General features: G+C 64.3%; 21 protein-coding genes. 13 read left to right on the top strand and 8 right to left on the bottom strand.

Features of this window, described 5'->3' with window-relative positions:
* Positions 1–49 precede the first annotated feature (49 nt).
* The 7 genes from ABIE18_RS12435 to ABIE18_RS12405 are packed head-to-tail and all read left to right on the top strand — an operon-like array spanning position 50 to position 6,982.
* A complete protein-coding gene (locus tag ABIE18_RS12435) occupies positions 50–637 on the top strand; it encodes a D-glycero-alpha-D-manno-heptose-1,7-bisphosphate 7-phosphatase (protein WP_499723112.1) in 588 nt (195 codons plus the stop codon).
* Positions 634–1,722: a glycosyltransferase family 9 protein gene (locus ABIE18_RS12430; protein ID WP_499723111.1), complete on the top strand. Its 1,089-nt coding sequence runs from the start codon at positions 634–636 to the stop codon at positions 1,720–1,722. The genes ABIE18_RS12435 and ABIE18_RS12430 overlap by 4 nt, the downstream gene beginning before the upstream one ends.
* A complete protein-coding gene (locus ABIE18_RS12425; protein WP_499723109.1) occupies positions 1,719–2,840 on the top strand; it encodes a glycosyltransferase in 1,122 nt (373 codons plus the stop codon). Before ABIE18_RS12430 ends, ABIE18_RS12425 begins: the two co-directional genes overlap by 4 nt.
* On the top strand, positions 2,837–4,105 hold the full coding sequence (locus ABIE18_RS12420; protein ID WP_499723107.1) for a glycosyltransferase: 1,269 nt from the start codon (positions 2,837–2,839) through the stop codon (positions 4,103–4,105). The genes ABIE18_RS12425 and ABIE18_RS12420 overlap by 4 nt, the downstream gene beginning before the upstream one ends.
* Positions 4,102–4,821 (top strand): D-sedoheptulose-7-phosphate isomerase, encoded by a 720-nt coding sequence (locus ABIE18_RS12415; RefSeq protein ID WP_499723106.1) that lies wholly within the window; start codon positions 4,102–4,104, stop codon positions 4,819–4,821. The genes ABIE18_RS12420 and ABIE18_RS12415 overlap by 4 nt, the downstream gene beginning before the upstream one ends.
* Complete coding sequence (locus ABIE18_RS12410) at positions 4,818–6,245, top strand: PfkB family carbohydrate kinase (RefSeq protein ID WP_499723105.1); 1,428 nt, start codon at positions 4,818–4,820, stop codon at positions 6,243–6,245. Before ABIE18_RS12415 ends, ABIE18_RS12410 begins: the two co-directional genes overlap by 4 nt.
* A gap of 41 nt (positions 6,246–6,286) precedes the next feature.
* A complete protein-coding gene (locus ABIE18_RS12405; protein ID WP_223947500.1) occupies positions 6,287–6,982 on the top strand; it encodes an SDR family oxidoreductase in 696 nt (231 codons plus the stop codon).
* Here ABIE18_RS12405 and ABIE18_RS12400 read toward each other — a convergent pair.
* A complete protein-coding gene (locus ABIE18_RS12400; protein ID WP_499723104.1) occupies positions 6,948–8,114 on the bottom strand; it encodes a glycosyltransferase family 9 protein in 1,167 nt (388 codons plus the stop codon). The genes ABIE18_RS12405 and ABIE18_RS12400 overlap by 35 nt on opposite strands.
* 114 nt (positions 8,115–8,228) lie before the next feature.
* Between ABIE18_RS12400 and rfaE2 the strand changes: the two genes are divergently transcribed.
* Both rfaE2 and ABIE18_RS12390 read left to right on the top strand, forming a co-directional pair.
* Complete coding sequence (rfaE2, locus tag ABIE18_RS12395; protein ID WP_499723102.1) at positions 8,229–9,806, top strand: D-glycero-beta-D-manno-heptose 1-phosphate adenylyltransferase; 1,578 nt, start codon at positions 8,229–8,231, stop codon at positions 9,804–9,806.
* Positions 9,807–9,839: 33 nt separating this feature from the next.
* Positions 9,840–10,874 carry an NAD-dependent epimerase/dehydratase family protein gene (locus ABIE18_RS12390; protein ID WP_499723101.1) on the top strand — a complete coding sequence of 345 codons (1,035 nt, stop codon included), beginning with the start codon at positions 9,840–9,842 and terminating at the stop codon, positions 10,872–10,874.
* Between the two features lie 18 nt (positions 10,875–10,892).
* Here ABIE18_RS12390 and ABIE18_RS12385 read toward each other — a convergent pair whose 3' ends face one another.
* Complete coding sequence (locus ABIE18_RS12385) at positions 10,893–11,975, bottom strand: FUSC family protein (RefSeq protein ID WP_499723100.1); 1,083 nt, start codon at positions 11,973–11,975, stop codon at positions 10,893–10,895.
* A gap of 162 nt (positions 11,976–12,137) precedes the next feature.
* Between ABIE18_RS12385 and ABIE18_RS12380 the strand changes: the two genes are divergently transcribed.
* From ABIE18_RS12380 to ABIE18_RS12370, 3 genes are read left to right on the top strand one after another with little or no spacing between them, the layout of a single operon-like run.
* Positions 12,138–13,190, top strand: coding sequence for a hypothetical protein (locus ABIE18_RS12380; RefSeq protein WP_499723099.1), 1,053 nt, complete (start codon positions 12,138–12,140; stop codon positions 13,188–13,190).
* A complete protein-coding gene (locus tag ABIE18_RS12375) occupies positions 13,187–13,618 on the top strand; it encodes a phage holin family protein (protein ID WP_499723097.1) in 432 nt (143 codons plus the stop codon). Before ABIE18_RS12380 ends, ABIE18_RS12375 begins: the two co-directional genes overlap by 4 nt.
* The gene (locus ABIE18_RS12370; protein WP_224094596.1) at positions 13,615–14,190 is read left to right on the top strand and encodes a DUF3618 domain-containing protein; all 576 of its coding nucleotides are present in this window, start codon (positions 13,615–13,617) and stop codon (positions 14,188–14,190) included. Before ABIE18_RS12375 ends, ABIE18_RS12370 begins: the two co-directional genes overlap by 4 nt.
* A gap of 91 nt (positions 14,191–14,281) precedes the next feature.
* On the opposite strand, the gene ABIE18_RS12365 is transcribed toward ABIE18_RS12370, so the two are convergent.
* From ABIE18_RS12365 to ABIE18_RS12340, 6 genes are all read right to left on the bottom strand, one after another.
* Positions 14,282–14,881 carry a hypothetical protein gene (locus ABIE18_RS12365; protein WP_499723095.1) on the bottom strand — a complete coding sequence of 200 codons (600 nt, stop codon included), beginning with the start codon at positions 14,879–14,881 and terminating at the stop codon, positions 14,282–14,284.
* Between the two features lie 107 nt (positions 14,882–14,988).
* A complete protein-coding gene (locus tag ABIE18_RS12360) occupies positions 14,989–15,624 on the bottom strand; it encodes a hypothetical protein (protein ID WP_499723093.1) in 636 nt (211 codons plus the stop codon).
* Positions 15,611–16,246: a hypothetical protein gene (locus ABIE18_RS12355; RefSeq protein ID WP_499723091.1), complete on the bottom strand. Its 636-nt coding sequence runs from the start codon at positions 16,244–16,246 to the stop codon at positions 15,611–15,613. Before ABIE18_RS12355 ends, ABIE18_RS12360 begins: the two co-directional genes overlap by 14 nt.
* A 3-nt stretch (positions 16,247–16,249) precedes the next feature.
* On the bottom strand, positions 16,250–17,026 hold the full coding sequence (locus ABIE18_RS12350; protein ID WP_499723090.1) for a hypothetical protein: 777 nt from the start codon (positions 17,024–17,026) through the stop codon (positions 16,250–16,252).
* The gene (locus tag ABIE18_RS12345) at positions 17,023–18,003 is read right to left on the bottom strand and encodes a hypothetical protein (RefSeq protein WP_477514303.1); all 981 of its coding nucleotides are present in this window, start codon (positions 18,001–18,003) and stop codon (positions 17,023–17,025) included. The genes ABIE18_RS12350 and ABIE18_RS12345 overlap by 4 nt, the downstream gene beginning before the upstream one ends.
* 218 nt (positions 18,004–18,221) lie before the next feature.
* Entirely contained in the window at positions 18,222–18,710 is a 489-nt protein-coding gene (locus tag ABIE18_RS12340; RefSeq protein ID WP_144663396.1) for an inorganic diphosphatase, read from the bottom strand.
* A gap of 144 nt (positions 18,711–18,854) precedes the next feature.
* Here ABIE18_RS12340 and dacB point away from each other — a divergent pair, with 144 nt between their 5' ends.
* Positions 18,855–20,306 (top strand): D-alanyl-D-alanine carboxypeptidase/D-alanyl-D-alanine endopeptidase, encoded by a 1,452-nt coding sequence (dacB, locus tag ABIE18_RS12335; protein WP_499723089.1) that lies wholly within the window; start codon positions 18,855–18,857, stop codon positions 20,304–20,306.
* Positions 20,307–20,386: the final 80 nt, after the last annotated feature.

The raw sequence follows: 20,386 nt of genomic DNA, 5'->3' as shown, positions 1-20,386 counted from the left end.
CTCGTTGTCACGCTGTTTAGTGTCGGGAGAACTGGGGAACGTTGCGGGTATGGGAGGAACTGGAACGTTGAAAGCGGTCCTGTTTGACCGCGATGGAACGCTCGTCGTTGACGTGCCATATAACGGTGACCCGCAACTGGTGCGGCCCATGGACAGTGCCCGTTCGGCCCTGGAGCGGGTACGCCGGGCGGGACTGGCAACAGGGGTGCTGAGCAACCAGTCGGGCGTTGCGCGTGGCTTGCTGACCTTGAATCAGGTCCGCGCCGTCAACCAGCGCGTGGACGAGCTCCTGGGCCCATTTGATGTGTGGGAAATCTGCCCGCACGGACCGGCCGATGGCTGTACCTGCCGTAAGCCTGCGCCGGGAATGATTCTCGCAGCCTGCAGCACACTGGGGTTGCACCCGTCCCAAGTGGCCTTTGTTGGGGACATCGGTGCCGACGTGGAAGCAGCGACGGCGGCCGGCTCGCAGTCGGTACTGGTGCCCACCCACGTGACGCGGACCGAGGAAATTGAGGCGGCAGAGGTGGTTGCGGAGAACCTGTTGGCCGCCGTCGAGCTGTTGCTTGACACTGCGACAGGCGCGGCAGGAGGGGCATCCCGGAAACCCGACGCCAGGCAGGACTCACCTGTATGAGCCGCGTCCTGGTAGCCCGACTGGACAGCATAGGCGATGTCCTCCTTGCTGGACCGGCTTTGCGTGCCGTGGCGAACGGAAGCAGGCTGGACGGCAGCCGACCCAACGACGTCGTCCTCCTGTGCGGCCCTGAAGGCGCCGGCGCCGCGGAGATGCTCCCTGGAGTCACCCAGGTCCACACGTGGCCGTGCCCATGGATCGTCAATCCGGCGCCCGCTGCGACAGCTGAACTGACCAATGGCCTGATCGAGTTCGTCCGCAGTTCCAGGATTGAGGAAGCCGTGATCCTCACGTCCTTCCACCAATCCCCGCTTCCGTTGGCACTGTTGCTGCGGCTGGCAGGCGTCAAACGCATCACGGGCGCTTCCACTGACTACGCGGGCTCCCTCCTGGACGTCCGGTTGAAACCCGGCGAAGACTTTCCCGAGGACCAGCCTGAGGTGTTGCGTGCTTTGGGGATTGCGCAGGCAGCGGGCTTCCAGCTTCCCCGGGGCGACGACGGCAAGCTGCACATCAACCCGGTGGACGAATCCGAAGAACTGGTGGACGAACTCACCCAAAAGGGCCCGTACATCGTGGTCCACCCGGGTGCAGCCGCTCCGGCGAGGGCCTGGCCTGCGCTTCACCATGCAGCCACCGTGGAACTCCTTGAAGCGTACGGGCACCGCGTGGTGGTCACGGGAGCGCCGGGCGAAACATCGCTGACGGCAACCGTGGCTGGACCCTCCGCGCATAATCTCGGGGGCAGAACAGACTTGCGAACGCTTGCCGCGGTACTCGCGGGCGCCGCCGTCGTGGTTACCGGCAACACCGGGCCCGCCCACCTGGCCGCCGCGGTCGGTACGCCGGTGGTGTGCCTGTTCGCCCCTGTGGTTCCAGCAATTCGCTGGGCGCCATACGGCGTTCCGCTGGAACTGCTGGGCGACCAGGAAGCAGCATGCAGGAACACGCGGGCACGCATCTGCCCGGTACCGGGCCACCCGTGCCTTAGCTCAGTTACCCCGGAACAAGTCCTTGAGGCGGTGGAACGGCTGTTGGGGGGAGTCTCCTCCCTCAGCACCCGAAGAAAGGTGTGGAAACCATGAGGATCCTGGTCTGGCATATCCACGGAGGATGGATGGAGGCCTTCGTCAGGGGCCGGCACGAATACCTCCTCCCGGTAGAGCCCGACGGCGGTGCATGGGGTTTGGGGCGAGGTGGCCGTGAGTGGCCGGCCGCCGCGCAGGAGATTGACCTGGACACCCTTGATCCGGACAGCGTGGACGCGGTGGTCCTGCAACGTCCGGAGGAGATCGCCGCCGTTGCCCGGAAGCTGGGTCGAAGGCCCGGAGTGGACCTGCCTGCCGTCTACCTTGAACACAACACGCCCAAAGGCGACGTCCCGTTCACTCTCCATCCCCTGGCCGATCAGCACACGATCCCCGTGGTTCATGTGACGCACTTCAACCAGCTCTTCTGGGATACCGGATCCACGCCAACAGTTGTGATCGAGCACGGCATCCCCGATACCGGCCGGCTCTATACCGGTGAACGCGAAGAGATGGGGGTGGTGGTCAACGAACCCGTCCGTCGCGGCCGCGTGACGGGCACGGACCTCCTCCCTGGCTTCGCCGGGGTAGGGCCGTTGAGGGTGTTCGGAATGGGGACGGAAGCCTTGCCGGAAGCGCTGAACCTGAAGGGGTTCGGCTTGAGCGAGGAGCGCCTGCGGATTTCGGGGGACGTACCGGCGCCCAGGCTGCATCAAGAACTCGCCCGCTGCCGGCTCTACCTGCATCCCCTGCGTTGGACTTCGCTCGGGTTGGCCCTGCTCGAAGCCATGCACCTCGGAATGCCGGTCCTGGCACTTGCTACCACTGAGGCGAGCCGCGCTGTCCCGCCGGGAGCCGGGCTTGTCACGAACAACGTGGACGAACTCCAACGGTTCGCCCGGCGGCTGCTGGATGAGCCCGATGACGCCTACGCGATGGGGATGGTGGCCCGCGCGGCCGCCTTGGAACGCTACGGTCTCGGGAAATTTCATCAGGCTTGGGACGAACTCCTGGCCGATCTCACCACGGCCCGCCCCTCGCCCCCCGAAACCCGTCTTCCTGAAAAGCAGATTCCCGAAAAGCAGGTCCCAAACAAACACCTCCCCGACACGGAACGCCGCCCGCAACCCGGTTCGGAGTCCGTCAGCCATGACACAGAGAGGACGCACCCATGAAAATCTCCATGGTTTCCGAACACGCCAGTCCCTTGGCCGCCCTGGGAGGTGTGGACGCCGGGGGGCAAAACGTCCACGTGGCGGCCCTTTCATCAAGCCTTGCCAGCCGTGGCCACCAGGTCACCGTCTACACGCGGCGGGATGACCCGGATCTTCCTGCAAAGGTGCAGGTTACGCAGGGACTCACCGTGGTACACGTTGACGCCGGCCCGGCCCGCCACATCCCCAAGGACGAGCTGCTTCCTTTCATGGGTGAGCTCGCCGATGGCATTTGCGGGGACTGGGCGGGCTCGGTCCCGGACGTTGTCCATGCACATTTCTGGATGTCAGGGCTGGCCGCGATCCAAGCTTCCAGGCGGGCCGGTGCCGCCGAGCCGATTGCCGTGGTCCAGACCTTCCACGCACTGGGTTCGGTCAAGCGCAGGCACCAAGGTTCAGCGGACACCAGCCCACCCGCACGTGCATGGCTTGAACCGTGGGTAGGGCGCACCGCGGACTGGGTGATCGCCACCTGCCCTGACGAGGTCTTTGAGCTCAAAGCGCTGGGCATTGGCCGGTCAAGGATTTCCATCGCACCGTGCGGGGTGGATCTCAACCTCTTCCCGGGCACCGGAGAACCAGAGAATAAGTCCCGCACGCACCGCATCCTGAGTGTGGGCCGCCTGGTGCCCAGGAAGGGCGTGGATCTGGTGATCCAGGCACTGCCCCTCCTGGCTGAGGCCGGTTTCGACGACGTCGAACTCCTCATAGTCGGAGGCTCCGGCGACGCCCTGAACCTCGAAGAGGATCCGGAAGCCCAGAGACTTCGCGCCTTGACCAAGGAACTTGGCGTGGAGGACAAGGTCACCATGCGGGGACAGGTCCCGCGCGACGCAATGCCCGGAATTTTCCGCAGCGCTGACGCCGTGGTCTGCACGCCGTGGTACGAACCGTTCGGCATCGTTCCCCTTGAAGCCATGGCCTGCGGAGTGCCGGTGGTGGCCGCGGCCGTCGGCGGACTCCGGGAGACCGTGGTTGACCAGAAAACCGGTCTGCACGTACCGCCGCGGGACCCGGAAGCAATCGCCGACGCCGTGGCGCGGCTCCTCGCGGACCCCGCCCTGCGCGCCGAAATGGGCCGGGCGGGAAACCGCCGCGCCCGCTCCCGCTACTCCTGGGACCGCATCGCCGCAGACACCGAGAAAGCGTACCGGTCCGTCTTGGCCGCGGGGCTGTCCCGGCAAGCCGGGGAAGGCCTGGAACCACTGGAAGGAACAGCGCTGTGACTACAGAATCGACAGTTCCCAAGAGAATCACGCCCACCACGCAGCCCGTCCCGGATACCGTGCCCGCGGGCTGGACCGGGTCCACAAGGTCAACAAACATCCGTGAACCACAGATCGCATCAGAGGTCACCGCCCACCTGGACAACGTACTGCCGGCGCTGGAGTCCCTGCGCTCGCAGGCAGCCCGCCTCTCGGAGTGGGGAACTGAACTCGCCCACCGGCTCCTGTCCGGACAACGGCTGCTGGCCGCCGGCAACGGGGGATCGGCTGCCGAAGCCCAGCACCTCACCGCCGAACTCGTGGGCAGGTTCGACGCCGAACGCGCACCCTTCTCCGCGATTTCCCTGCACGCCGAAACCTCCGCCCTCACGGCACTGTCAAACGACTACGGCTACGAGGAAGTCTTCGCCCGCCAGGTCAGGGCACACGGCCGGGCAGGGGACGTCCTCATCCTGCTCTCCACGAGCGGACGCAGCCCCAACCTCCTCAACGCCGTCAGGGCAGCAAACGAACGCGGCATCACCACCTGGGCGCTGACGGGCGCCGGCCCCAACCCGCTGGCGGACGCCTGCGATCAAGCCATCACAGTGGACGCCATCGCCGCCAACGCCCAGGAGGGCCACCTCATCGCCGTCCACGCAGTATGCCGTGCCTTCGATGCGGAGGTCGCGAGGAGGACGCGGCCTCGCCCGGCCGAGGGCGGAGCCAAGCCATGAAAGTGACAGTTGTAGGTGACGTCCTCTTGGACGTTGACATCAACGGCACCGCCACGCGACTCAGCCCCGACGCACCCGTACCCGTCGTGGACGTCGCCCATATCCGGCGTCGGGCAGGCGGCGCGGGTCTCGTGGCTACCCTTCTTGCGCGTGATGGTCACGACGTCGCCCTGGTCACCGCGGTATCGGACGACGACGGCGCCACCCACCTCAGGCGCGCCCTGACCGGTGTCGCCATATTCACCGGAGCCCCGCTCGCCCCAACGCCCACCAAGACCCGCGTGCGTATTGGAACCCACCCCATGGTCCGGTTCGATGAAGGATGCGCGCCTGCCCCTTCCCCGTCATGCACCGGGGAGATGCTCGCAGCCATTGCCTCCGCGGAAGCGGTTATCGTGGCCGACTACGGCCGTGGAATCACGGCGAACCCCGACATCCGTACTGCGCTCGCCGACGCCGCACGCCGCGTCCCTGTGGTCTGGGATCCGCACCCCTCCGGTTCGGAGCCGGTGCCGGGTGTCGCCGTCGTGACGCCCAACCTCGCAGAGGCCCGGGCCGCTGCGAAGGCGGGCGGGCTGGATCCGTCCACGTCTGCTGCAGAGGACGCAGGAAAACATTTGCTGGATCGCTGGCGCAGCAATGCCGTCCTGGTCACCACCGGCGAAGACGGTGCAGTCTTGGTGGAGGCTGGGAGGCCAGGCAGGATCATCCTCGCTCCCAAAACAATCGTGGACGATCCTTGCGGTGCCGGAGACCGCTTGGCTGGGAGCCTTGCCGTGTATTTGGGGCTGGGGCTCGAGCTGCCTGGTGCCGCGGCCAGGGCTATTGAGGATGCTTCCGCGTTCCTCGCGAAGGGCGGAGCTTCCTCCCTGGCCATGGCGACGAGCACCCCCGACGCAGGAGGGAACAGCCAGCCTGTCAGGGCAAAGGCGAGTCCCGTCGTCGAGCTTTTTGGCCGCTTTCCGGGCCTGGAACGCGGAATCCAACTTGCGCGAACAGTCCGCGCGAATGGCGGGACCGTTGTGGCGACCGGCGGCTGCTTCGACCTCCTCCATGCCGGTCACGCCAGGACGTTGGCCGCGGCCCGCAGCATGGGTGATTGCCTCATCGTTTGCTTGAATTCCGATGATTCCGTGCGGCGGCTCAAGGGCCCGCACCGGCCGATCGTCAGCATGGAGGACCGGGCAGAGCTCTTGCTCGCGTTGTCCTGCGTTGATGCCGTGGTGATCTTCGATGAGGACACCCCCGAAGCCTGCCTGAACCAACTCAGGCCGGATATTTGGGTCAAAGGCGGAGATTACGAACCCCATGAATTACCGGAAGCCAGCCTCGTGGCTGCGTGGGGAGGGCGTTGCGTTACGGTGCCCTTCCATCCGGCCCGCTCCACCAGCGGTCTGGCTGCAGCACTGGCCAAAGTCAGCTGACCGTAATTGCCATCAAAGAATCGACCACCGAAAGGAACCGCATGAACACGCAAACTCCCGGCCGCGTCATCGTCACCGGAGGCGGCTCCGGCCTCGGCGCTGCAATTGTCGATGCCATCCGCGACGCCGGAGGCACTCCCTTCGTCTTCGACCGCAATATCAGCAACGTGTCCGGCGCGAAAGCCCTTGAAGTCGACGTCTCCAACCGTGAATCAGTTGAAGCTGCCGTGAAGGAGGCAGCCGAAAGCCTCGGCGGCCTGGATGGGGTTGTGACGGCCGCGGGCATCGACCGCTGTGGCAAACTGGCGGACGTTCCCGCAGCCGAGTGGGAAAAGGTGATTGGAGTGAATCTCCTGGGCACCGTTTCCGTGGTCCGTGCCGCGTTGCCCTACTTGAAGGAATCCCGGGGCCGGGCCATCACCATCGCATCAACCCTGGGCTTGCGGGCACTGCCGGACGCCACGGCGTACTGCGCCTCCAAGTTCGGCGTCATCGGATTCAGCCGGGCACTGGCCGCCGAAACCGGGGGAGTCATTGGTGTCACCACCATCATTCCGGGAGGCATGAAGACACACTTCTTTGATGACCGCGACGAACAATACAAGCCGCAGGACGACTCCAAGCTCAACGATCCTGCGAATGTGGCGCAAGCCGTGGTGTTCGCGTTGTCGCAGCCGTTTGGCAGCGAGGTCCGCGAGCTCCTTATTTGCCCCGCAGAAGAAGGCTCGTGGCCATAAGGTCATGCACGTCCTGAACAACGTCGGCCACGGCGATACCCCTGATCAGGGTGTCGTCGTGGCCGCAGTGCTGTGCAGACCAGCCCACCTGGGTCACATCCGCCCCACACACCGGGCACTCGGTCACCCACGACATATGGATACGGTGCAGGCTCCGGCCTCGGGGCCCTGCGTTGAAAACGTTGCCTACCCAGAAGATCCCCACGGTTGGTGTTCCAAGGGCTTGCGCCAAATGCCGGGGACCGCTGTCGCTGGCAAGCATTACGGTGGCCGCGTCCAAGAGCGCAGCGAGTTCGCCGATCTCCAGTTCGCCGGCAACTGACCGCACGGCATCTTTGCCCCCGATCGTTAGTTGCCTTGCCGCGAGTTCTGCCACTTCCTGGGCCAGCGCCTTTTCGGAGCGGTCACCCACCACCAACACCTGCGCACCTTCCTGCGCGATGGTCGCCGCAGCTTCAGCAAAGTACGACGCCGGCCAGCGCCGCCGCGGATCGGTGGCACCTGGGTGGACCACCAGGAGGGGACCCCGTTGGGGGTTGAGCAGGCTTTGAACGCTTTGTTGGTGTTCGGGCAGGGGCCGTAAGGGTGGAGAAATGATGGTTGGCACGCCTGCCAGCCCCGCTACCTCAAGCCATCGGTCAGGCTCGTTTTGGTAGTAGATGTAATCGAGATTCCGCTCCAGGGGCTCGGCGTCCTTGGTTCGGGTGCCCACGGTGTGCCGCGCCCCGAGACGGAGCAGGAAAGGGTTGGAGTACCGGCCGCCGCCATGCATTTGCAGCGCGAGGTGGAACCTGCGGGCGCGCATGGCGGAGAAGAATTCCTCCTGGGCAGGTCTGTCTTGGGTGTCGTCTTCTTGATCACCGTCCCTAAGGCCGCCGTCGCGGACGCCTTTGGCGAAGGGGAGAATTTCGACGTCGTCAATGGGCCCATCCGTCCCGGCCGCCAAGGCCGCGTGGATCGGCGTGCCCAGGAGCGTGATAATGGCTTCCGGGTAGGCCTCTTTCAGGGCATAGAGCGCAGGGTATGCGTAAATCACATCGCCCAGGCCGCCACCCCTGAGAACGGCAATCCGTTCCACGTCCGGGAACTTCTCCAGAACGGGGCCAACGCCTAAATTCGGTTGAACGACCATCTGGACTTCCCTTCGTCAAAGGTGGTGGAAAACTACCGAAGCCGGCGTGTGAACCGCGGGCTGTGGGGTACCTGAGGGGAGCAGGAACATGCCGCCTCTACCGGAAGGTACCCAATGGCACGCCTATCCAATCAAGAAGGTTTGGCCGAATGGCTGCCGCGCCGCTTGGCCGAGGAACGGCCCGTAGTAACAGTCGTCGGCGACGCCATCCTGGACGGTTGGTGGGATGGGTTGATTGAGCGCTTTTGCCGCGAAGCTCCCGCCCCGGTGGTCCAGGTCAAGCGCCGCGACTTCGCCCCCGGAGGAGCCGCCAATACTGCCATGAACCTGGCGGCCCTTGGCGCGGACGTCAGGTTTGTCTCCTTGGTCGGCCGGGATTCTGCAGGTCAGGAGCTCATTGGGAGACTCGCGGCTGCCGGCATCGACATATCAGGCGTGGTGCAGCATACCGGCATGATCACCACTACCAAGTTCCGGATAAGCAGCGCCGGCCAGGTGATGCTTCGCCTGGATGACGCAGCCACGGACGTTCCCCCCGAGGGCCTCCAGAAGTTGGCAGCCGCCATCCCCGGAGCATTGGCGGGTTCCAACGCCGTGGTGCTGTGCGACTACGAGGCCGGCGCGTTGGAGGGGCCAGTGCGTGCAGCTTTGATGAATGCACTGGGACCCGCCCGTGATCCCCAGGCCGGTTCTCACCCTGACTCCAGCCACAGGCAGGGTACCTTGCTGGTGGTCGATGCCCATCATCCTGCCCGGTGGGCCGAACTCAAGCCGGATCTCGCAACCCCGAACGCCCAGGAAGCTGCCGGGCTGCTCGGAACAGAGTTTCCCGGTGGCGCTGCACGTTGCCCCTTCGTGGAGGCCCACGCGGACCAGCTCCTTCGCGCCTCGGGTGCGGGCGCCGTCGTCGTGACTTTGGACCGTGACGGGACGCTGACGCTGCGTTCCAGCGATCCGGACGCAAGCGGCGACGATACGAACAGATCCCGCGCCACCCACCGAACCTGGGCCAGGCCGGAAGCCGAGAAGCAGGCCTCCGGTGCCGGCGATACGTTTGTGGCCGCGCTGACCTTGGCGCGGGCGGCCGGGCTGCCCCTGACTACCAGTGTTGACCTTGCCCAGGCTGCAGCTGATGTGGTGGTCCACCGGCCCGGCACTTCCGTCTGCACCACCGAGGAACTTGCCCGCCACCTGGGCGGGTTCGCCGATACTGCGTTGACTGCCGATGAATTGGCCAGGCAGGTGGAAGCGCACCGCCGGGAGGGCCGGAGGATCGTGCTGACCAATGGGTGCTTCGACGTCCTGCACCGTGGCCATACCCGCTATCTGAACCAAGCCAAGCAACTGGGCGATGTCCTGGTGGTGGCCCTTAACAGCGATTCCTCGGTGCGGCAGCTGAAGGGGCAGGACCGGCCTGTGAATCCAGAAGCGGACCGTGCTGCCGTGATTGCCGCGCTCAGCTGCGTGGACCACGTCACGGTGTTCGACACCCCAACTCCCATCCCGCTCATCGATTTGCTGCAGCCCGATGTGTACGCCAAAGGTGGCGACTACACGCCGGAAATGTTGGCCGAAACCGCGGCTGTGGAGCGCTATGGCGGCACGGTGACGATTTTGGATTACGTCCCAGAACACTCCACGACGGCGGTACTGGAGCGTATACGTTCCACGGGAGAGAACCCGTATGCCTGACCGGGCCTTGCAGGAAGGCGAAGGGAGAGTTTCATGCGCATAGTCATCACGGGAGCCACCGGTAACGCGGGCACCGCTTTGCTGAAGCGGTTGCAGGCTGCCCGCTCTGAAGAGGGCGCGGATCTTGAACTCGTGGGGATAGCGCGACGCGAACCTGACAAGAACGCGGCCCCTTACAACGCAGTGGAGTGGCACACGCTGGACGTCGGCGACTATAAGGACAGGGATGCACTGGAAAACGCCTTCGCAGGTGCCGACGCCGTGGTGCATTTGGCTTGGCAGATCCAGCCAAATCACAATCGCGAACTTCTGCGCCGGACCAACGTAGCGGGAACAGCCCACGTACTGGGCGCGGCCAGGAAGGCTGGCGTGAAGCACGTCGTCTGTGCCTCATCCGTTGGTGCCTATTCGCCGGCCCCCAAGGATCAACGGACCAAGGAAGGTTGGCCGGCAGGCGGCATCAGGCGATCCCACTACAGTGTGGACAAGGCAGCCCAAGAGCGGCTTCTGGATGGCTTTGCCAAAGAAAATCCGGACATCGTAGTGGCCCGGCTACGCCCGGCACTGATCTTCAGCGCCGAGGCGGGCAGTGAAGTGGGCCGCTACTTTCTGGGGAGCGTTCTCCCGCGGCTCATTCCCCGTAAGCCATGGCTGCCCATTCTCCCCATCCCCAAGGAGCTGATTTTTCAGGCCGTTCACGCCGACGATGTCGCCGATGCGTACTGGCGCGTGCTGGAACGTCGCGCAGAAGGCGCGTTCAACATCGCCGCGGAGCCCGTGCTGGATCCCAACGCCCTCGCCTGGATCCTCAACGCCCGGCGGCAGCTGCCCTTGCCGCTCCCGGTGCTGCGCGCCGTCGTCGAGGTCAGTTGGCGCCTGCGGTTGCAGGTAACCGACGGCGGTTGGGTGGACATGGCGGCCGGCGCACCCATTATGGACACAAGCCGCGCCCACAGCCTCCTGGGCTGGATGCCCCACCGATCATCGTTGGAGGCGCTGACGGAAGTGCTGGAGGGTCTCGGTGCCGGCAAGGGGCGGAAAGCCTCGCCGCCGTTGACGCCACGCTAGTTTTTTGTGTTTGTGGCCCTAATCCGCAGGGGATACCACCGTGATGATCCTGCGCAAACTCATGGCCACTGACGCCGCCGCATTCACCGAAGCCTGGCCAGCTGCAGCTTCCGTGACCGCATCCCCGAGCTCCGAGATGCTGTCCTTTGCCTCCGCCAAACGGCTCTTCAATTCCCCGGCATCCTCGCCCCGCCACTGATCAATCACGCGGGACACGACCTCCAGCGCTTCGGACAGGTTGGTCAGGACGCTGTCCGGGATGACTGTTCCCGCGTCCTCTTCCCAGATCACGCTCGCCAGGACGTCCGTGATGTCTTGGACATGGAAAGTCAGCCGTTCCACTATCCGCAATCCAGCCAAATCACTTGGTAGACGGCCAGCACGACGCCGGGACCTGGGGTTCGCTTTTGCGCTCAGTTCCGCTTCATGAACGGCAGTCCGCACGGCAGCGGCGGTTGCTGACAGTTCGCCGCTGCGGCTTGCCCAGGCTTCGTGGTTGGGCGGCCAGGATTCCTCCATCGCGCGCGCCATGTCCTTCAATTGTTGGGACAAGGCCCGTTGATGCCCGGCCAGGGCGGGGTCGATTCCTTCGAGGTGCAACGGCGGAAACACCAGCCAGTTCACAGCGAAGCCAACGGCAACGCCCATGGCCATCTGCAGGACGTAGGCAAAGGAGAAGCCCTCCGCATTGGAATCCCCGAGGACGAGTACGAACAAGGCAGCCATCGGAACCCATTCGGAGGCGGTGCCCAGCCGGGGGAGGCCGCCGATGATCACGCCCAACCCCACCACTACGGCGACTGCCAACGCCGTCGGCGCTGCCACTGTGGTCACCGCAAAAGCCATGCCTATACCCAGGGCCAGGCCCATGAGGCTCTGCAGACCATGCCTGGCGGAGTCCGCCACCGTGGGATGCATGCTGACGAGTGCGCCGAGCGGTGCGTAGTAGGGGTAGGACGCTGCAGGACCAGGCATGAAGGGCGCGAGATACCAGGCCAATCCTGCCGCCGCCGCGGTTTTAGCGGCGAACAGGAGTCGGTGACGCGTAACAGTTTTTCGAAGCGCGGGAATCAGCCGCCGCCTGGAGGGCTTGTGGCTCATTGGTCCAACGTAGACGGGTCTTACTCCGCGTGTCGAGCTGGGATTTCGTTTCAGAATGTGGCGATTGAATCCCCGGCAAGCGGGTACACACCCATTGATAGTAACGATACTTACTATCCCGGCTGCTGTCCGCAGCCTGCCAACTGTGGAAAGAGAGCGACAATGACTGAGAGCCAATCGCCGCAGGACGGAAGCTTCGCGGCGCCACGGACTGGGGTCCCCGCCGGGACCGAGCCTTACTCGGGAAGTTACCTGGACTCACCGGTTGAAACCGACACCACTGGCATGGAAACCGATGCCGGCGCGGGGACTACCGGCTACGGAAGCACTACCGGGGGAACCGGGACCACATCCGGCACGGGAACTGTCGATTCGGCCAAGCATGAAGCCGCCGAAGTCGCCGGCACAGCCCGCGATGCGGCTGGCGGCGTCGTCGAAACAGCCAAGGCCGAGGCCGGAAATGTGGCCCAAGAGGTCAAGATCAACGCCCGGCAGTTGCTAACGCAAACCAAGGGCGAGTTGACGGATCAGGCCGCTACCCAACAGCAGAGGGTTGCGGAGGGCTTGCGGTCCATTTCCGACGAACTATCCACCATGGCCAATTCGACCCAAAACGGTGGTGTGGCCACGGATCTGGTCCAGCAAGCGGCCGAGCGTTCCTCCTCGGTTGCCCGGTGGCTGGAGAACCGGGATCCGGGTTCACTCCTGGACGAGGTCAAGAGCTTTGCCCGCCGCAAGCCGGGTACGTTCTTGCTGTTGGCGGCCGGTGCGGGTGTCCTCGCCGGACGTTTGGGCCGCGGAATGGCGGACAACTCGCCCATGACCGGGACCGGCGCTTCGGATGCCACCACCCAGACCCCGCGCGCCGTGTACTACCCAACCCAGGGTGGCGCTGTGACTCCTCCGGCAGTTGATCTGCCAGGACCTCAGACGACAACCGCTGGGTACGGAACGACGGGTGCTGGAACGGACACTGGATACGGCACGACCGGTGCCGGAACAGGTGCTGGATACGGAACGACAGCCGCTGGAACAACTGCGACTGGTGCCGGAACTGACACTGGATACGGCGCGGGCACAACGGGTGGCCTTGAAGGATCAACCATGCCCTACCCGGAAACCGACGCCGGTGGGGTAAAGGCGCAAGGAGATCCGCTGGCACGTCCCGACGATCCCAGCGATCCCGATGATCCCGTATATGGAGGTCCCCGATGAGTAGTCCTGCCGACCTTCCTCCCACCGAAGCCCATCTCAAAGCCGAATCAGTACCCCTCGGCGAACTGCTGAGCGACCTGACGCGCGATGTCTCCACCTTGATGCGGCAGGAAGTTGAGCTGGCCAAGGTAGAGCTCAAGGAGTCGGCCACCAAGGCCGGAAAGGGCGCAGGGATGATGGCCGGAGCCGCTTGGGCCGGGCATCTGACCGTGCTGTTCCTGTCCTTGGCGCTTTGGTGGGCCTTGGGTCAGCTCATAGGCCTGGGATGGTCCTCAGTTGTTGTGGCGGTCATTTGGGGCATAGTCGCAGCGGTGCTGGCCTCGATGGGGCGAAAGGAATTGAACGCCATCAAGGGCATGCCGCGCACCACCGAGACAGTCAAGGAAATACCTCCAACCTTCAAACCGAATACTGAGGAGACACGATGACGCAGAACCCCGACGCCCTGCGCGCCGACATCGAACAAACTCGCAGGCGGCTCAGTACCAACGTTGACGCCGTTGCTGACAAGGTCACACCCTCGCACATCGTCAACCGGAGGGTAGACAGGATCAAGACGGCCGTGTTTGGCGCCCGCGACGACGTTCAGGACAGGGCGGGCCATGTTGCCCATCAGGCCCAGGACGCTGTTTCCGGTGTGGTCTCGGACATTGGCGACGCACCACAGGTGATCACACGAAAAGCCCAAGGCAACCCCATTGCTGCGGGCTTGATCGCCTTCGGCGCGGGTCTGCTGGTTTCGGCCCTCATCCCACCGTCGGACAAGGAACGCGAGGCTGCGCAGGCAGTCAAGGAAGCAGCCCAGCCACTGACCGAGGAACTGGGCCACGCCGCCCAGGAGATGGCCGAACACCTCAAGGAACCGGCACAGGACGCAGTCCAGAACGTCAAAGACAGCGCCACTGAGGCGGCTGCCAACGTCAAGGACGAGGGCCAGGCCGCTGCTGCAGATGTGCAGGATCGCGCCGCCATGGCCAAGGACAACCTCGGCAACCAGTAATCGCGTTACTCACCCAACTGAGTCGCAGTTAGGGCCGTTTTGAGCTGTCAGAACGGCCTTAACTGCGACTCAGTTGGGTTCGCGGGGCTGGTTAGCGCACTTCCAGGATCATTTGCAGCAAACGTGCGGCGGCCGGACGCGCAGCGTGTTCCTCGGCCCACTGTGCGCGGGCAAGTGCTTTGCTGACCGCCTGCGTTGTGATGCCGAGTTCCTGGGCCACAGCCTTTTGCTGGCCGCGGACACCGGGGGTGAGGAGGTCCAGGACCCGCCACTCGGCCACGCTCCGGTGCTGCACGATGTGTCCGAGGAGTCGCAGTACTGCTTCGGCTTCTGCTGCCAAAGCCGTGAAAGGACCATCAACGGCAACAGGGACTCGTTCCTTCCCGTTGCGGAGACGGTCAACAGCCCGCCGGGCATAGACAAGACCGTGCCCGGAAGCGTCTTTGACAAGGTTGGGAAGGGGCTCGTTGATGGGCCCCACCCCGATTCCCACATACCACTGGCCGGTCCGTAGGGCGATCAGCGCTGTATCAACAGCTTGGTGGCCGGACTCGACAATGCCTTGCACCTCGTCCTCAACCGAGCGGTCGAAGTCGAGCCGTGCCGGAATATGCCGCAGGTCCTTGAGGAGCTCGGGCACGAGGTCGCCGTCACGGCGGCTGTCGCGTTGGTTGATGGTCAGAGTGAACATAGTGGATCACATGCTACCGGCTGGTAGCCGCTCTGCAAGGGCTTATTTTCCTTATTTCTTTAGCCCTTCCCTCGTTCCAATGCACCCCTTCCCTGGTTCCAATACACCTAGTCCAGGGCGGTGCGTCCGGTTACGACGACGGCGGGCAGCGCACCTGCCGCCAACCGGCGGGCGTCGGGTATTCCGGCTTCACGCATCGCCACTTGGATGGCTTCCACCAGAGGGGCAGGATCTTCATTGGTGGAGAACACCCAGAATGTGTCGCGTGCCTGAAAAACCAGCGCATTGTTTCCGGCAACTCCCAGCGACGACTTTTGCCGCGCCACCAAACGGCGGTCAGGATCAGTGCCATCCGCCGTGGTCACTGCCTTGATATAGGCAGGCGGGATCTCCGCCCACGGAAACTCCAAAGTGGTGTACTGCTGGGAATACCTGGCCACAATCCCACCATCGAACACCAGGAGTTTGCGGAAGCTGCCCAGGAGCGTCATGGACCAGAGGACCAGGCCTGTAAGCGTGCTTGCCACGATGAACAGGACTGGATCATCGAAGTGGCCGGGCTCCCGCGTGGAAGTGGCGGGGCTGATGAACTCACCCATTGCGCCGAAAAGGAATCCAACCGCCAAGCAGGGGATGAGGAGCTTCCAAAAGATGCGGCGCGAGGACGCGACATGACGTAGCTGTCCAAGCTCGGGTCCGAGCCTGCGCTCAGTGCGCCTTACCAGCCAGTTACGGCCGCGCATCAGGGCGCTGGCCGTAGAGATTTGGCAGGTTCTGCCTTTCTGCCTCTGCGGCTTGTTGTGCGGCGACCACTTTGGGGTCCGGGACCGGCTGGCGGCCCTGTGCCACCCCGGATCGCCGATCAAAAGCTGCAAACTTTGGATCCCACGTATCGCCCGAGCTCCCGCTGAACGCCGCCAGAATCAGCATCACCACGAAGAACGGGAAGAAGGACCAGCAGATGGCACGCCAGCCGCCCAGCCAGGCGCCCGCCGTCGTGCCGTCCTTGATCCGTACCGAACGCATGCCCGCTGCAGCATCGCCAACGCTGCCCGCTGTACCCCAGATCGTGCCGTAAACGAACAACCCAACGAACCAGAGAACGACGTAGAGCGTCAGCCAGAAGCCGTCGTTGAAGGCGAGGAGTGAGCCGGAGTTCATCATGGCGTTGCGTGCAACGGCCACTATCGTGGCCAGGATGCCATACCCGGCAAGGAACACGATCGCGTCAAGGACGCGACCCCAGAAGTGGGCTCCTCCGGATACTTTCACGAAGTATGCGCCAGTTTCAGGATGGCGGCGTACCGGGCGGCCGTTGAGGGCATCAACCAAGCCAGTAGCGGTTTGGGACTTCGAATTGCTCATGGGTCAGGCCAGCCCAGCCAGCCCGCCGAGGACCTGGGCCAGGGTGGGTGCGGACGTCTCCTTCAGCTCAAGGGAGACAGTTTCGCCTTCTACGCGGGGAGTAAGGAGGTGCACGCTGGTGGGACCGGTGTACACGGTGACGGTCGGAAAGTCGTTCGTGTCAGTGTTGAAGACCACCACGTTGCTGGCCGCCTGGGTATCGGCCAAGGCGGTTGCCGCATATTCTTCGAACTCGGTCTCTGTGTAAACAGTCGGATCGGTGTCCCGGTGGGCCGCCGTGTTCGGGTCAACAAATTCAGCAAGGCGCGGAGCCAGCTGATCGCGGGTGACAACAGTGAAGCCGTGCAGCCCGCCTTCGTCCACTTCCTCCAGCAGCACGCCGTCGTCGTGGATGTAGCCGTAGAGCCAGCGCTTGCCGGTGGAAACGGTGCGTTCCACGGAGACCACGCTGCTGCCGCTGCGACGCAGTGTCAGGGCACCGGTGATTTCCTCGGTGGCGTGCAGGCGGGTGGGCTCGGTCTCGCCTTCAAAGATCACGGGGTAGACGAGTTCCTTGGCGAGCAGTCCACGCAAGGCCACCGCGCACATCAGCTCCTTGCTGGCATCCTGCGCCGTGAGCCACGGAAGGGCCACGATCTGCTCGTGCTGGACGCCGTCCAAGGCAACAACCTCTTCATCGGTCAACGTCGGCAAGGCCTTGCCCGTGGCGCTGGCCGATGCCAGGACCTTCGCTGCAGCCTGTACGTCCCGCTCGGTCCAATTCATGGTGCTGGTGGTCATCCGAATATCCCTCCGACAAAGTTTCCGACTGACTTGGCGGCATTACCGACCCCGTCTGCCACCTTACTGCCTACATCCTTGGCGAAATTGCCTACTTCCCGGGCGCCGTCGGCGATGTAACTGCCAGGGTTCCGCGCGAAGTTGCTGATGGAATCCCAGTTGTCCGCCACCAGGTTGCCCAAGGCCCAGGCTCCGGCAACGATGCCCGCGCCGATCACGATCGGGGCGCCGATGGGCCCCAGCAAGGCTGCGCCACCGGCCGTCATGAGCATGATGCTGCCCACCCCGCCCACTACGGACAGGCCGCCGGCAACCCGGTCTCCAGTACCGCGCCAGCCGTCGTGCTCCGGATTGATCATGTCGCTGATACCGCCAACGATGTTCAGCGGCGCCGCCAAGGCTCCGGCGATTCGAAGGCCCTTGGAGAACTTTGTGGCGTCCTGGAAGGCCTGGCTGTAGGGAATGTTCGCCTTGAGGTCGGTGATGACGTCAGTGACCTTCTCGCCGCTGCGCAAGGCGCTCAAAGCATCCCGCAGTACTGTACCGCCAGCCCGCCAATTGGTGAGTACCTCGCGCGTCTTGACCCATTCGGCATGACCTAGCTTGCCGTACTTGTAGGCAGTCCAGAGCTGCGCGCCCAGTTCCTTGACGCCCGTTGCGGTGTCATAGACATCCTTCAGGACGCCCACCGATGTACCCGAGCCGTCGTTGTGGCTGGCAAATTCCTGCTGGTTGGCGTGCTTTTTGAGCTGGCTCGCGTTGTCCCTGAGCATGTTGGCGGCCTTCACCAGGCTCTGCCTGTGCTGGCTGTTCCAATCGCTCTTGAAGACTGTGGCGTCGCGCCCCTGCCACGCCGTTGCGGAGTTGATGGCGTTGGACAACTGCGCGCTCTGCAAATTGATGGCATCGGCAGCCTTGCCCATGACGCCGGCCAGACTGCGAAGCTGCGCAATGTCCGCGCCGTAGAACCCAGCCATGTGGAACCCCCTGTTACATGCGTCGTAAAGTCTCGTCCCAGCGTAGGCGGACCCCGAAGATGCCGCGATGGGGAGAGATGCCCATGTGGAAAACGCGGGGTCAGTTATGGCCCACGTTGGGGTTCCCAACGGGCCATAAGTGACCCCGCGTTGCTTAAAGCACGACGGCGACCGGTGCTGTTCACAGGGAACACCACCAGTCGCCGTCGTAAGTGATGCTAGTGGCCTTCGGCCGAGAAGCGCTTGATGGAAGCTTCCAGTTCGGCTTCGGCAGCGGCGCGATCCCCCCAGCCCTCAGCCTTGACCCACTTGCCGGGCTCCAGGTCCTTGTAACGGGTAAAGAAGTGCTCGATTTCCTTGATCAGGAATTCGCTGACGTCGCTGACTTCCTGGATGTGGTCGAAGCGTGCATCCACGGGAACGCAGAGGACCTTGGCGTCTCCGCCGCCGTCGTCGGTCATGTTGAAAACGCCGATGGGGCGGGACTCAACGATGACGCCCGGGTGGAGGTCGAAGTCCTGCAGGAGCACCAGTGCGTCCAGCGGGTCGCCGTCTTCGCCCAGGGTGTTCTCGAAGAAACCGTAGTGCGTGGGGTACTGCATGGAGGTGAAGAGGACGCGGTCCAGGCGGACGCGGCCGGTTTCGTGGTCAACTTCGTACTTGACGCGCGATCCCTTGGGGATCTCGATGGTCACGTCGTGCTTCATGGCGTGCTCCTTGACGGGTGGGGGTGGGGCGCGGCAGGCGAAAGTGCAGCCAGCGCCGCCGACTACTATTGAGGATATAGCGAGAGGCCCGGGTTTCTTGAACCGGCGGGGACATTTTCAGGACTGACAGGACCAAGCAACTGCATGAAGGGCGTTAAAAACGGGGGTGCCCGGAAGTGGGTGTCCACGGCGTGGGGGCGCTTGAAGTGGCCGATGCTGTTGACGTTGGTTCTGCTGTGCGTGGGTGCGATCGTGGTGGTCGGTATGGTGCCTGGACTCCTCAGCGCACCCAAGCCCCCGCCTTCCGCGCCGCCATGGCAGCAGGAGCCTGACCGCCTGTCCGAGGCCAACGGCGTGCTTCCCCTGGACCCCGATGCGCCCGCGCCTGTACCGGCTGAGCTCTCGCGCCTCGTGAATGACGCCCTGAAACCTTCCGGTGCCGGCAGCATTACGGGCATTGTCATGGACGCCTCCACAGGCACGGTCCTGTTCGACCGCGATGCCAACGCCAACCGAATCCCGGCGTCGAACATGAAGCTTTTGACCGCCGTCGCCGCTTTGAAGGCGCTCCGTCCGGAATCCCGTTTTACAACCCGTGTGCTGGCCGGTTCTGATGAGTCAACCGTGGTGCTGACGGGAGGAGGGGACGTGTTGCTTGGCGGAGGCGCCTCGGATCCCGGGGCCGTGATGGGCCGGGCGGGTCTTGCAACCCTGGCCGCCGATACTGCCGCTTCTTTGGCTGCCGCCGGGGTCAAAGGGCCCGTGACCGTGCAGGTGGATGATTCCCTGTTCAGCGGCGCGCCCCTCAACCCTGCGTGGAGTCTGGACGACGTCGCGGCTGGCGAAACCGCCCCCTTGTTTTCCCTCGCCCTGAATTCCGGGCGCTACTCACCAACGGTTACCACCGGGCCGCGTCCGCAGGATTCGGCCATCACCACCGCCCAGGCTTTCGCCGAACAATTGGTGGCTGCCGGCGTCCAGGTGAGTCCCGGCGTCGAGCGCGGCAAGGGTGTCCCCGCCAAGATGCTGGCGGCCGCTGAATCCGCGACTGTGAGCGAGCAAGTGGATCTCATGCTGGAGACCTCGGACAACTTCCTGGCGGAGGCGCTCGGGCGGATGACCGCCCTTGCCTCCGGCCAGGAAGCGACGTACGACGGCGCCACTTCAGCCGTGCGCCAACGGCTGGGGGAGTTGGGAATCGCCACTGATCCCAAGCAGTTGCACTTGGCCGATGTTTCGGGCCTTGCCTTGGAGAACCAGGTCACTGCCCGCCAGTTTGCGGAGGTAGTCCGTGCCATCACCAGCGGACCGGACCTGAGCCTTCGAACCGCTCTGGACGGATTCCCGGTGGCGGGCCTTACGGGCACCCTGGACGACAGGTATGTGGATCCCAGCACTGCCGAGGGTGCAGGGCTTGTCCGCGCCAAAACGGGGACCCTCAACACTGTCATTGCGCTCAGCGGGTACGTAGTGGACGCCGATGGACGCCTGCTGGTGTTCTCCTTCATCGGCAATGGCCTGGATCCGGGTGCGGCTGGAAACAAGGAGGCGATGGACCGCTCGGCATCGGTACTGGCCTCGTGTGGATGCCGCTAGCCCCGCTGGGGAACAGCAAACTCCCCTCGCTCCGCGTGGAGCGAACTTAAAGGCCCATTGCCACCCTCATGTGGTGTGAT

Origin of the sequence: Arthrobacter sp. 2762 (assembly GCF_040548745.1) — a bacterium.
Taxonomy (GTDB): Bacteria; Actinomycetota; Actinomycetes; order Actinomycetales; family Micrococcaceae; genus Arthrobacter.
The sequence above is the reverse complement of the archived record's forward strand: the minus strand, read 5'-3'. Positions and strand labels throughout refer to the sequence as shown.